Raw genomic sequence first — 13,033 nt, 5'->3', positions numbered from 1 at the left:
TAAATTTTTGGTCAAAACCCGCCCTTACATAAGTGTTTTACACGCACCTTTTTGACCAATGACCAATGACTATTCTACATCTTGCCTTTTTGCATCACTTCTTGTAAATGTTGCCGGATCTCTTGCGCTTGCTGTTTATCTTGTTCGCGTAATTTTTGGAACAACTCTACACAAGGTTGAGAATCCATTGACTGAGCGTCATTGATGTATGTTTCATATGCTTTGACAGCTTCAGCCTTATGATGTAACGCTGTGAGCAAATCATATTCTAAATTGCTCATTGCTCTTTCACTTCCAGTAGCAGTCATAGATTTACCCTCCGAAATTCAAAATCGTAACTAATAACCACCTTACTTACCCAAATAGGAACTGCATCTGTCAAAAAGTGGATGCACGAGGAGTGAGGAGTGAGGAGTGAGGAGTGAGGAGTGAGGGGGACAAGGGGGACAAGGGGGAACTCGGGGACCCCACGACCGAAGGGAGTGGGGATTAGGGGGCGAAGGGGGAACTCGGGGTCCCCGCGACCGAAGGGAGTGGGGATTAGGGGGCAAAGGGGGACAAGGGGGACAAGGGAGAATGGCTGCAATTAACCAATGACAAATGACCATTGACCAATGACCGACAAAAACATTGACTCTATCCTGAAACCATATCAGCGCTTCGGCGTACATCTTGGTTTAGAACGAATTCAAAAACTGCTGGCTAATTTGGGCAATCCTCAGCAGCAAGTTTCAGTCATTCACGTAGCAGGAACGAACGGTAAAGGATCTGTCTGCGCTTACCTGTCTGCCGTACTTAAAGAAGCAGGTTACCGAGTTGGGCGCTATACTTCTCCTCATTTGGTAGATTGGACGGAACGCATTTGTCTAGACGAACAACCGATCGCACCAGAAACCCTACAGCAAATATTGCTACAAGTACAGCAGGCAATTTCGCTAGACGAGGAAACCCCAACTCAATTTGAAATTATTACTGCTGCGGCTTGGTTGTACTTTGCCCAAGTTCAGGTAGATATCGCAGTCATAGAAGTTGGGTTAGGAGGAAGATTAGATGCTACCAACGTTTGCGATCGCCCCTTAGTCACGGTGATTACTTCCATCAGTCGCGAACACTGGCAGCAGCTAGGACCAACCGTAGCAGATATTGCCCGAGAAAAAGCAGGAATTCTCAAGCCCAACTGTCCCGCAGTCATCGGACAATTACCCCCAGAAGCAGAAACCGTCGTGCGATCGCGCATTGCAAAACTCGATTGTCCCGCTGTCTTTCCCCTACCCTCGCGTCAAATTAAACCAGGTTGGGCAGAATTTCGGAATTCGGAATTCGGAATTCGGAATTCGGAATTGAAGATGCACCAACAACCAACAACCAACGACATCAAATATCCTCTACCTCTGTTAGGAGACATCCAGTTGATGAATTCCGCTTTGGCAATTGCAGCTTTACGAATTTTGCAGCAACAAGGGTGGAAAATTTCGGCTGAGGCGATCGCAAATGGGATGGGAAAAGCAAAATGGTTGGGGCGTTTGCAATGGACGACTTGGCAAGGACGTAAACTCTTGATTGATGGGGCGCACAATCCAGCAGCGGCGCGAGCTTTACGTCAATACGTCGATACCCTCGAACAGCCTGTTTGTTGGGTGATGGGGATGCTATCTACCAAAGACCATGCAGATATTTTACGCGCCTTATTGCGCCCCAAGGATGAGTTACATCTCGTCCCTGTTCCAGATCATAGTACTGCCGATCCTGAAACACTAGCAAAGCTAGCCCGTGAATGTCCCCAACTAGCTACGTGTCACACCTATCCAGATCTCTTCGCTGGATTAGAAGCGGCGACAAAATCATCAAATTTAATGATTCTCTGTGGTTCGTTGTATTTGGTTGGATATTTTTTACGCATTGCTGGGTAGGGGCGCACAGATGTGCGCCCCTACATAGAACCGTTATTTTCCAGCCTTAGCATCCCACTCTTTCGCAGCATCGGCGATCGCTGCATCGACGGTTTTTTCTCCCAGCATGGCGGCTTGGAGGTTTTCGTAAATGGCGCGTTTGAGGACGTTGATATTCTCCATTGCGGGAATTAGCACCTCTGCTTGTTTTAACTGGCTAGCACTCACCACCCGCGCCCGATCCATTTCAGATTTATCCCCTGTAGGCACGGATTTGAAATAGCTATCAGCCAAGGCGGGAATTGTTGAAGGGAGGACGTTGGCGGCTTTGGCAAAGGCGAGTTGATTATCGCTGTTGGTCACAAATAAAGCAAATTTTATCGCTGCGTCGGGGCGATCGCTATCTTTGGGAATCACTAAATTCATCACGGCAACATTCTTTTTACCTGTGGTTCCGGTGATTTCTGGTGCAACAGCAGAAACTTTGGCAATTTCTGGGGCATTAGTTGAAATTGTTTTGAGAAATTCTGCTCCCGTCCCTAATAAAGCTGTTTCTCCTGCTTGATACATCTCAATTCCGTGGCGATGCCCTTGGGTTAAAGATTCTTGAGGTAAGAGTTCTTGTTTATACAAATCTACCCAGTACTGGAAAGCGGCTTTGCCTGCGGGTGTATTAAATGCTGCTTTGCCTTTGTCATCTACCAAGGTTACCCCCATCTGAACAAAAGATTGCAGCACTTCCGATGAATCTTCTGGGACAAACGTGGCAAAAAAGGCGTACTTACCTGTTTTTTCTTTAACTTGCTTCGCCACCTGCGCCAGTTCTGCATAAGTTGCTGGCGGCTTGGCAACACCTGCTTGTTTGAGTAAATCGCTGTTATAAATCGTAACTCGCGTGGTGAGATACCAGGGAATGCCGAAACTTTTGCCGTCGAGCGTACTTGCTTGCCAAATGTTAGGTAAATAAGTGGAACGTACCTCGGGCGAAATTTTATTATCCAATGTCAGCCAAGCATTGCGACCAGCTAACACAGAAGCAAAATCTGGATTTAAGTTAACGACATCTGGAGCTGTTTTTGCTGCGACAGATGTTAAAATTTTGCTCTCCATTGCCGACCAAGGTACGTCTACCCAGTTGACTTTCATCCCAGGATTTTCTTTTTCAAAAGCTTGAATCTTCTGGTTGAAAAAATCGGTGAATTCTGGTTGCAACTGCATCGTCCAAAACTCAATTTCTTGGCTGTTAGAGTTAGATTGAGGTGCTTGAGTAGCGACGTTCCCACTACCGCAACTGACTACCCAACTCAGAACAAAACCTAATAAGGTAAGAATTATTAACTTCGATGGTTGTAATCTATTTACAAGTCTTTTGGTCATTGACATTTTTAAGATCGTATGTATTCATTGAACAAGCTTGGTGATTCTAGGTTAAATTGAGTAGCTGTAATGAGTATCAAGTCTTTCAGCTAGACTAATTCTTTACTTCATAGACAAGTAGTAAAACAGTGATTGACCGTCTCAAAAGTTTACTGACAAAGCGTGGATGTGGAGTTGGCATTGAACTAGCTCCTGAACGAATTAATATAGCTCAACTGAAAAAGCAGCGACAGGGTTACAAACTGACAGCTTTTTCCTCCACCCCGGTTCCAGAAGGGCTGTTTCAAGATGGTCAAATTGCTGACCCTCCAGCCCTGGCAGAATTAATTCAAAAGGCACTAACTGACACTAAAATCAAAGCCCAATGGGTAGCGACAGCCGTGCCTGGGCGAGAGTCAATCGTGCGGCTAATTCCCTTGCCAGCAGAGCTAAATGACCAAGAACTAAGGGAAATGGTACTGAATCATGAAGCTGGTTTGTACTTACCCTACCCGCGCGAAGAAGCTGATGTTGACTATCAAAAGCTAGGCTACTTCGTCGATGAAGATGGAATTGAGAAGGTACAAGTATTGCTGGTGGCGACTCGCAAGCAAGTTACAGACACCTATATGGATACCTTCCAACATGCAGGGTTAAAAGTTAATGTCATAGAAATTAACAGTTTTGCTTTAATTCGCACGATTCGGGAGCAATTACGGGCATATAACTCGAATGAAGGCGTAGCGCTGGTCGATGTTCAATTTGATAATACAGAAATTGCCATTATTGTTGATGGAGTGCCGCAATTTTCCCGTACTATTCCGATTGGGACGTATCAAATGCAGAGCGCTCTCCTGCGATCGATGAATTTACCTGCATCTAGGGACACTCAAATGCTGGAGTCATTCAATCTGCCACTGACTAGTGGAGATGATGATGACGAACCAGAAGATATGCCAGATGTAGATTCTGGCACTTTGGCAGTGATGCGGGTTTTAGCCGAATTAGCAGACGAATTGCGTCGCTCGATTGATTTTTACCTCAGTCAAAGTGAGAATTTGGAAATGGTACAGGTTCTTTTGTGCGGACCTGGCGGTGGTTTGGGCAACTTGAGTGAATTTTTCCAACAAAAGTTAAACATTCCCACAGCGCCAATCGATCCAGTAGCAGCACTGTCTTTAGATGTAGACGAGGAGAAAATTACTCCAATGCAAAGACCGGGATTGGGAACGGCGATCGGTTTAGGACTCAGAGGTGCATGGGGCAATGTATAGTTTAGATGTCAATTTTCTCAAAGACCGCGCCCCCAGAAGTCAGGGTTTGCGACTGGTGGAAGCAAAACGCGGATGTCAGCGGTCGGTCAAACACCTCTATTTGTCGGAGCGGCTGTAGCGGCGGTGATTCCAGTGGTGGTTGGGGCTTGGTGGTTGTTGTTACAAACGCAAAACACCCAGATGGAAAACAAACTAGCTGCGTTAGACGCAGAGTTAAACCGCTTGGGCTTGCAAGAAGAAGAATTGAAAAAAATTCAGGCTGAAACTAGCACATTGCAAACGGATACGAAAGCATTAGCTACTGTTTTCAACCAAATTCGCCCTTGGTCGGCAATGTTACAAGACTTGCGCGATCGCATTCCCAGAGCAGTGCAAATTGAATCGATCAAGCAAATTCCGGCGATCGCCTCATCTGGCGCAGCGCCACCGCCTGCGGCAGCGGGTAATGCAGCTCCACCACCATCTGCAAACCCAGCGGGTGGAATTGAAATTACTGGCAAAGCGCGATCGTTTAGCGACGTGAACGATTTCCTATTAACTCTGAAACAGTCAGCATTCTTCCAAGCGACTGACACGCGAATTATTTCAGCAGAACTAGCCGAGGCTGCGGCATCGAATGAAAAATCAGCCGTAAAACCACCGTCACTTGTGAGATATACAATTCAATCTAACTTAAGTAATGTCCCAGCCGCCGATCTGCTCCAAGAGTTAGAGCGTAAAGGGACATTAGGACTGGTGACTCGGATTCGCACCCTGCAACAAAAAGGAGTCATTCAACCATGACTATTAGTGAAGAATTTATTTCTGTAGAAGAAGATTTTGAGGCTGCACCGTCCTATCCTACTGTTTTTGGCGTGACTCTAACTCCAACGATTAGCGGCGCGCTGCTAGCAGTTGTTGGTCTTGGTTTGGGGGGTTACTTGTTTACTTCGTTCGTCACGCCAGCAATGCAAAAGCATGACGAGCTAACAGCAAAACAAAATGAAAAGCAAAACTTGGTGCAGCAAAAATCCGCTAGCATGGCGCAGAAGCAGCAAGTAGAAACAGAATTAACGAAAGCGAAACAGCAAAAAGCAGATGTTTTAACTTTATTTGCTAATGAAAGTACGCTCGATACGCTACTAATCGATTTAAATCGACTCGTACAGTCGGTTAATGGCAAGCAAAACGCTACTGCTAAATTGAAAAAATTTACTCCCGCCAATCAATCAGCCGAAACGATTTCAGATGGTTCGCTTGGCTCTGATGTCAACGGCAAACTCAAACGTCGAATAGTTGATATTAATATCTCTGGAACATTTGACCAAACTCAAGAGATTTTCCGAAGTATTGAACGATTGCAACCATTATTAATCGTGAGAGACTATCAATCGACAATGGTAGCTGCTACCGATAAGGATGGAAAACGTGCTGGCGGTGCGCCAAATATCGATACTTCCTTTAAATTACAGGCACTGATTCCCGTATCTCCAGAGGAAGCAGCAGCAGCGGCAGCGGCAGCGGCTAAGGCAGCCGAAGCAAAGAAATAAATTCGGAATTTGGAATTAAATAGCGGTCAGTTTGTAGGGGCGTGTTTATCAAAAATCGCTGAATTTAACTGAAGACATTGATAAACCCGCCCTTATAGATGTTGCAATCAAGTCGTCAAAGTGAGTAGGGTGGGCAACAATACTTTTCGGTTAAGAAAAGATCCCCCCTAACCCCCCTTAAAAAGGGGGGAACTTAAGCCCCTTTTTAAGGGGGTTGGGGGATCTTCCAAGATCTTTGCATCACTAATCGAGATGTAGGGGTGGGCGTTGCCCACCAAAGCTAAATCATCTATTATTCATGAATGATTTAGGCTTGCTATATAATTTTGAATTGTTAATAGGGGTGGATTTTCTAGTGAAATCTCGTATAAATTCGAGACACGCTACTAAATCCGTCCCATACAAGTATTGCGATCGCTATGTGGCATTGGAGCTAAAATATGAGGTTGCGATCGCAATCTAATTATCTAATTTTGTAGATATCATTATGTAACAAAATTACCGTATATTTACTGAGATTAGAGATAATACCAAGATGAAGTCAAAGATTTATAAGTAAAAATTCGCTTGGGAAAAATGCCGAAATAAAGTTAGCTTGCTTGTGGAGTTTTTCAGGTGAAATTATCTCCTTAATTCAGCAAACAGTTATCAAGTGCATAGTCAGGAATTTATCCTACAAAAGCGCTTTCCAGTTCTTAAAAAATAGTTCTTTCATCTAAGGAATGAAATCATAACTGATAACTGATAACTGTTATAACTCATTCTATTTCTGTAAATTGTCAGGCGAATTTGCGTTTATTCGCTTTCAAATTTAAGGCGATCGCCTGCAATGCGCGTAGAATACCTAAACTTTACTCAAAGTAGAAACAGAACTGTGAAACAGCTTCAAGGTAGTAACATACTATTTATCGGGGTAGCAGTCGCACTCGTTGCAGCGCCGCCAGTATGGGCAAAACCTGCAAAGGTAACAGGAGTCAAGCTAGATCCAACAAATAACGGCTTAAATGTGGTTTTGGAGACTTCCACCACGGCTCGTCCCCAAGTCTTAACCAGCCAGCAGGGTAAAACTCTAGTTGCAGATATTAGTAACGCTCAGTTGAACTTACCCGAAGGACAAGATTTCCGTCAAACCAAGCCAACTTCAGGCATTGATTCAGTAGTTGTTACCCGACTCGACTCTAATAGCATCCGGCTGATGGTCACTGGTACTACCAATGCTCCCAGCGGTCAAATGCAACGTAATGGTCAAGGTGTAACGTTTAGCGTTAGCTCTACGCCAGAAAGAATTGCCCAAGCAAATCCCGCTCCAACATCTAGTACGACATTTAAACCAGGGCAATCGGTAACAGTTCAAAAACCCCTTTTTCCCAATCCAGAAATTACGGTTGACGGAAAGCCAGTACCACCCTCACCAATGCGCGGAAATCAAGCCGAACCGCCATTCTTGCCTAGAGCGGTTGCCCCACCCGTGGGAGATATGGCAATTTCCAACACCGATGCTTCTCCAGCTCTGATCGATCTTGGCAGCCAAGAACGAGTACCGCGCCTAGTCTTGCGGGATGCTCCCGTGCGCGAAGTCCTCTCCTTACTCGCCCGTGCTGCTGGTCTCAACTTAGCTTACACGACAGCCACACCTCAAGGACAACAAGGTCAACCAGCTCCGACTGCGCCTGGAGCAGGGGGGGCTGAGGGACCCAGAGTCACTCTCGATATTCAAGACGAGTCCGTACAAGATGTTTTCAATCACGTACTGCGGATTACAGGCTTGCAAGCCAATCGGGAAGGACGCACGATTTTTGTCGGTCCCAGACTGCCTAATGAGGCTCGTAATCTAGTCACGCGCAGCTACAGGCTGAATCAAGTCACGGTAGGCGTAGCACTTAACTTTTTGGTCGCAATGGGTGCAGAAAGTGCCGTCAGCCGCGAACGCACGATCACCAGCGTTCAAGCTGTACCTGTAGGTGGCGGACAAGCTCCCGCAACACAAACCCAAACCAGTACAGAGACGCGGATCGAAACCCAACGGATCGATTTTCAAGACTCTACACCCCTACTACGGGGATTAGAAGTCGTCGGTGACGAGCGGACGAACTCCGTTACACTGATTGGTTCTCCCAAGCAAGTTCAGGTGGCTAGCGCTCAACTAATCCAACTCGACTCTCGCCGTCGTCAGGTTGCAATTAACGTCAAGATTGCTGATATTAACCTCTTAGCAACTGAAGACATTAATACTAGCTTTTCGTTTGGGCTGGGTGATACTTTCTTACAAAACGATCGCGGCAGTGGAATTATTAATTTCGGTACGAGGAATCCTCGATCTGAAAGAAATGTAGCGCTACAGCCTGGGTTTGCCAAACAGTTTCTATCTCGTTTACAAGCTCAAATCGTTAGTGGCAATGCCAAGGTTTTGACCGATCCTACTCTGATCGTTCAAGAGGGGCAGCAGGCTACTGTCAACTTGACACAACAAGTGGTAGGCAACGTCACCAGAACCATTACTGGGGGTACAACAACTATTCCTCAAGATAGCACGACGATTCAAAAAGAGCGAGTAGGTTTGACTGTTGGAATTAAGATCGAACGAGTTGATGACAATGGTTTTGTTGCCCTATCTGTAGCTCCTACAGTAACAGCGGTACAAGGAACAGCTACAACGCCCCAAGGCGATGAAATTGCTTTGATTAACGACAGATCGCTGACTTCTGGGCTAATTCGCCTGCGAGATAATCAAACTTTAATCTTGTCAGGTATTATTCAGGAATCAGACCGAACCAACGTTAGCAAGGTTCCTATCCTTGGTGATATTCCTATTATTGGTGCGCTATTTAGAAGTACTAATAAGACGAACCAACGTCAAGAAGTCATCGTGTTGTTGACTCCTCAAATTATTGACGATTCAGAGCGATCGTCATCTATGGGATATAACTATAATCCCAGTCCTGATGCGCGTCAAATGTTAGAACGCAGCCAAAATCGCAAAGTTCAAGCACCTAATAGTAGTCGATAGATCGCTAAAGATTTACCATTGATTTCAAACTTCGGCACGGAAGATCCCCCCAACCCCCCTTAAAAAGGGGGGCAATAGATCGAAAAGGGTGCAATGGAATCAGTGCTAGTGTAGCGATCGCTGAAAATTATGCTAAGTTAAATTTCCTGTAGGATGCGAAATTTCGCATCTTTTTTATTATTTTTTATAACTATCATCGATCGCTATTTTCAGCGATCGCTTCTATCTAAAGTCTGACACATACATTTTGTAAGTGGCTCTATAGAAAGATGTCATCTCTATTTATATTTGTTCAGCTAGATAATATCTAAATAAATTAGGAAAACAATATGAGAATCTTTTTTTGGACAACTCTGTCCTTTGTAATTGTAGGTGCAATTATGCTACTTCTCCAACCTATTATTGACTTTCACTAGCACATTCTCTCTTAAAAACCTTCCCAATCCCTACAAAAATCTAAGGCAACCCTTTGCGCCTTTGCACGCCAGTTGCTACAACGGGGGGCGACGAAGTCCGCGATAGCGCCACCCCCGCAACGCACTGGCTAGTCTTTGCGTGACATTTTCTTTAAAACCATGAATTATCTAGTAGCAGTCTTACCAAACCGCATCCAAGCAGAAGCAGCCTATACAGCACTTGAAAAAGAAGGACTACCCAAAGATCAAATTAACATCTTAGGTCAAGGCTACAAAAGTGCAGACGAATTCGGTTTCATCAACCCCAACGAACAAGCCCGTAAAGGAGCAAGTAGACTCGTAACCTGGCTCGTACCCTTTGGCTTTGCCGCAGGCTATCTCTTCAACTTACTCACGGGTATTGAAATTATCCCTGCAATAGGCGCGATCGGCAACCATCTAATTGCAGGTGTCTTAGGCGCAGTTTCCGGCGGATTAGGCGCGTATTTCGTCGGTGGAGGCGTAGGTTTATCTGTAGGTAGTGGCGACGCATTACCATATCGCAACCGCCTGAACGCAGGCAAGTATCTAATTGTCATAGAAGGTACAGAAGAACTAACCCGACAGGCAACACGGATACTGCGATCGTTTGAACCAGAAAACATTCAGGGATATGCTGGCTAGTAAGTCAAAAGTCAAAAGTTAAAAGTCAAAAATTTTAGGGGCGGGTTCACCAGAAATACTGGTCAGAGTCAAAGACAATTGGTAAACCCGCCCGTATAGAAGTCAGAAGTCAGAAGTCACTGGTCACTGCTCCCTGATAACTGAAAATAGCTGTTCCATCTACAATACTGATAAAAGCCTACAGATCGAGCAGCTATGCAAGCAGAGTACAGCCAGCGTCGCGAACAGTTGATGGCTAAGATTGGCAACGGCACGGCAATTTTTCGCAGTGCGCCAATGGCAGTCATGCATAACGATGTAGAATATAACTTTCGCCAAGATAGCGACTTCTTTTATTTGACAGGGTTTGACGAACCAGAAGCCGTGGCTGTCTTAGCACCACACCACACCGAACATCGCTTTATTTTATTTGTCCGCCCCAAAGAAAGAGAAAAAGAAGTCTGGACGGGCTATCGTTGCGGCGTAGAAGGGGCAAAAGAAATCTATGGGGCAGACGAAGCTTATCCGATTACCGAACTTGATGAAAAGCTGCCGCAGTATTTAGAAAAAGCAGACAAAATCTACTATCGTCTGGGACGCGATCGCAATTTCAACGAAAAAGTCCTGCACCACTGGCAGCGTCTCATGGCAACTTATCCCAAACGCGGTACGGGACCAATCGCCATTGAAGATGCTGGCGTAATTTTACACAGCATGAGACTAGTAAAAAGTCAAGCAGAATTAGAATTGATGCGACAAGCTGCTGCTATTTCTGTTGAGGCACACAATTACGCCCAAGAAATCGCCAGTCCAGGACGTTACGAGTACGAAATTCAAGCGGAAATGGAACGCATCTTTCGCTTGCGGGGTGGGACGGGTGTAGCCTACCCTTCAATTGTGGCTTCGGGAGACAATGCTTGCATCCTGCACTACATCGAAAATACGCGCCAGATGCAGGATGGCGACTTACTATTAATTGATGCAGCCTGCGCCTACGGTTATTACAACTCCGATATTACCCGTACCTTTCCCGTGAATGGCAAGTTTACAGGCGAGCAGAAAGCACTGTACGACATTGTACTAGAAGCGCAAAAACAAGCGATCGCCCAAGTTCAACCAGGCAATCCCTACAGCGCTTTTCACGATACCGCCGTCCGCGTCCTCACCGAAGGTCTAGTCGAACTCGGCATCCTGCAAGGGCAAATTGACGATTTAATTAAAGAAGAAAAATACAAACCCTTCTACATGCACCGTACTGGACATTGGCTAGGGTTAGACGTTCACGATGTCGGTGTTTATCAACACGGTGACTCCCCTCAAATTTTACAACCAGGACAAGTACTGACAGTAGAACCAGGACTTTACATTGTACCGCAGACTCAACCCGCCGAAGGACAACCCGCGATCGATCCGCGTTGGGAAGGAATTGGTATTCGGATTGAAGATGATGTCCTCGTCACCGAAACCGGACACGAAATCTTAACCGCAGGAGTACCTAAGTAACAGTGACCAGTGACCAGTGACCAGTGACCAGTTATCAGTTATCAGTGGTAATTGGTGGTTGCTTCCTTGTCCCCCTTGTCCCCCTTGTCTCCCTTGTCCCCCTTGTCCCCCTTGTCCCCCTTGTCCCCTTGTCCCCCTTGTCCCCCTTGTCCCCCTTGTCCCCTTGTCCCCCTTGTCTCCCTTGTCCCCCTTGTCTCCCTTGTCCCCCTTGTCTCCCTTGTCCCCCTTGTCCCCTTGTCCCCCTTGTCCCCCTTGTCCCCCTTGTCCCCCATATGTCTCCAAAAGTCGTTGAGATACTCTCCGCCGATGAACTCCGGCGAACGGTTAACCGCCTTGCTTCTCAAATTGTAGAAAGGTGTCGCGACCTTTCCCAGTTGGTTGTTTTAGGCATCCACACTAAAGGCGTTCCCTTGGCGCAAATCTTAGCCAGCCAAATTGAAATGCTAGAAGGTGTTTCTGTTCATGTGGGGGCGTTAGATATTACTTTCTATCGGGACGATTTAGATAAAATTGGTGTACGAACACCAGCTAAGAGTGACATTCCGCTAGATCTAACTGGCAAAATAGTCTTATTAGTAGATGATGTTATTTACAAAGGGCGGACGATCCGCGCCGCCCTCAATGCTGTAAACGAGTATGGTAGACCAGAATCGATTTGGTTAGCGGTACTTGTCGATCGCGGTCATCGTGAATTGCCAATTCATCCAGATTTTATCGGCAAACAGCTACCTACAGCAAAAGACGAACAAGTCAAGGTATTTTTGCAAGATTTGGATGGCAGAGATGCGGTAGAGTTAATTGGAAATTAGACCAATAGCATTACCAACGGCTGGAAGTGACTTCAGCCTGGACGCGACAGCGAACGAGATATTCAAAATGATATAGGTAAGCGGCGATAATAGTCCGCCCGATAACTGGTGCTGAAAATAAATGTTTCGGATCGTCCCAAGCAGACAACATCAATAAGTATTTAATTAGAGAATTTTCTGAAGAATCGTAGGGAAATATTGCAATAATAATTGCTATAGCCAAGATTGTAGATACTGCGATCGCTAACCAAGCAAATAGCCCTTCCCACCAACTCATTAAACCAGGAAAAAAGCTATCGCTTTCCTCTGTTGTAGCAGATTGAGTATCGGGGAAAAAGCGGTCTAATAAGAGGTGGAGCCAATGATGAATGAAGGCAATAATCAGAATTGGTGCAAGCAAAGATAAAACGGATAAACACCAACTCATCTTAGTCGATAAATGTTCGCCAATGAATCGACTCAAGGGAATACTAGTTTGTTTAATAATTAGCGTGACGACTCCCATCAACAGTGTTAGTAGAATGGCACTCATCCAAGCACCTGTAGCGGGAAACCAAGTGATAGAGTTCTTTTTCATAAATAGAAAACCATAGATATGCAAACGGTAA

General features: G+C 45.5%; 13 protein-coding genes. 9 read left to right on the top strand and 4 right to left on the bottom strand.

All coding sequences use genetic code 11. The features are described 5' to 3' along the window. Positions 1–74: 74 nt before the first annotated feature. The gene (locus M5J74_RS17925) at positions 75–308 is read right to left on the bottom strand and encodes a hypothetical protein (protein WP_015155438.1); all 234 of its coding nucleotides are present in this window, start codon (positions 306–308) and stop codon (positions 75–77) included. 120 nt (positions 309–428) lie between these two features. On the opposite strand from M5J74_RS17925, the gene M5J74_RS17920 reads away from it, so the two are divergent. Both M5J74_RS17920 and M5J74_RS17915 read left to right on the top strand, forming a co-directional pair. Beyond that, complete coding sequence (locus M5J74_RS17920) at positions 429–590, top strand: hypothetical protein (RefSeq protein WP_250012652.1); 162 nt, start codon at positions 429–431, stop codon at positions 588–590. Positions 591–614: 24 nt separating this feature from the next. After that, on the top strand, positions 615–1,910 hold the full coding sequence (locus M5J74_RS17915) for a folylpolyglutamate synthase/dihydrofolate synthase family protein (RefSeq protein ID WP_250012651.1): 1,296 nt from the start codon (positions 615–617) through the stop codon (positions 1,908–1,910). 33 nt (positions 1,911–1,943) lie between these two features. Here the strand turns inward: M5J74_RS17915 and M5J74_RS17910 are convergent, their stop codons facing one another. Continuing rightward, entirely contained in the window at positions 1,944–3,266 is a 1,323-nt protein-coding gene (locus M5J74_RS17910; protein WP_250012650.1) for a sugar ABC transporter substrate-binding protein, read from the bottom strand. Positions 3,267–3,394: 128 nt separating this feature from the next. On the opposite strand from M5J74_RS17910, the gene pilM reads away from it, so the two are divergent. The 6 genes from pilM (at position 3,395) to M5J74_RS17880 (ending at position 11,616) form a co-directional block, all read left to right on the top strand. Next, the gene (pilM, locus tag M5J74_RS17905; protein WP_106170308.1) at positions 3,395–4,519 is read left to right on the top strand and encodes a type IV pilus assembly protein PilM; all 1,125 of its coding nucleotides are present in this window, start codon (positions 3,395–3,397) and stop codon (positions 4,517–4,519) included. A gap of 72 nt (positions 4,520–4,591) precedes the next feature. After that, the gene (locus M5J74_RS17900; RefSeq protein WP_250012649.1) at positions 4,592–5,302 is read left to right on the top strand and encodes a PilN domain-containing protein; all 711 of its coding nucleotides are present in this window, start codon (positions 4,592–4,594) and stop codon (positions 5,300–5,302) included. Then, positions 5,299–6,048, top strand: a complete 750-nt coding sequence (locus tag M5J74_RS17895) for a hypothetical protein (RefSeq protein WP_015155433.1) — start codon at positions 5,299–5,301, stop codon at positions 6,046–6,048. The genes M5J74_RS17900 and M5J74_RS17895 overlap by 4 nt, the downstream gene beginning before the upstream one ends. 874 nt (positions 6,049–6,922) lie before the next feature. Next, a complete protein-coding gene (locus M5J74_RS17890) occupies positions 6,923–9,055 on the top strand; it encodes a type IV pilus secretin family protein (protein WP_250012648.1) in 2,133 nt (710 codons plus the stop codon). Positions 9,056–9,630: 575 nt separating this feature from the next. Further along, a complete protein-coding gene (locus M5J74_RS17885; RefSeq protein WP_250012647.1) occupies positions 9,631–10,134 on the top strand; it encodes a hypothetical protein in 504 nt (167 codons plus the stop codon). 195 nt (positions 10,135–10,329) lie between these two features. Then, the gene (locus tag M5J74_RS17880) at positions 10,330–11,616 is read left to right on the top strand and encodes an aminopeptidase P N-terminal domain-containing protein (protein ID WP_015155430.1); all 1,287 of its coding nucleotides are present in this window, start codon (positions 10,330–10,332) and stop codon (positions 11,614–11,616) included. 41 nt (positions 11,617–11,657) lie between these two features. Here the strand turns inward: M5J74_RS17880 and M5J74_RS17875 are convergent, their stop codons facing one another. Continuing rightward, complete coding sequence (locus M5J74_RS17875; RefSeq protein WP_250012646.1) at positions 11,658–11,888, bottom strand: hypothetical protein; 231 nt, start codon at positions 11,886–11,888, stop codon at positions 11,658–11,660. Between M5J74_RS17875 and pyrR the strand changes: the two genes are divergently transcribed. Next, on the top strand, positions 11,889–12,425 hold the full coding sequence (gene pyrR / locus M5J74_RS17870; RefSeq protein WP_250012645.1) for a bifunctional pyr operon transcriptional regulator/uracil phosphoribosyltransferase PyrR: 537 nt from the start codon (positions 11,889–11,891) through the stop codon (positions 12,423–12,425). It abuts the gene before it with no gap. Positions 12,426–12,435: 10 nt separating this feature from the next. Here pyrR and M5J74_RS17865 read toward each other — a convergent pair whose 3' ends face one another. Continuing rightward, positions 12,436–13,002, bottom strand: coding sequence for a hypothetical protein (locus M5J74_RS17865; RefSeq protein ID WP_250012644.1), 567 nt, complete (start codon positions 13,000–13,002; stop codon positions 12,436–12,438). Positions 13,003–13,033: the final 31 nt, after the last annotated feature.

It is taken from the genome of Chroococcidiopsis sp. CCNUC1 (assembly GCF_023546805.1).
In the GTDB taxonomy this organism is placed as follows: domain Bacteria; phylum Cyanobacteriota; class Cyanobacteriia; order Cyanobacteriales; family Chroococcidiopsidaceae; genus Chroococcidiopsis; species Chroococcidiopsis thermalis.
The sequence above is the reverse complement of the archived record's forward strand: the minus strand, read 5'-3'. Positions and strand labels throughout refer to the sequence as shown.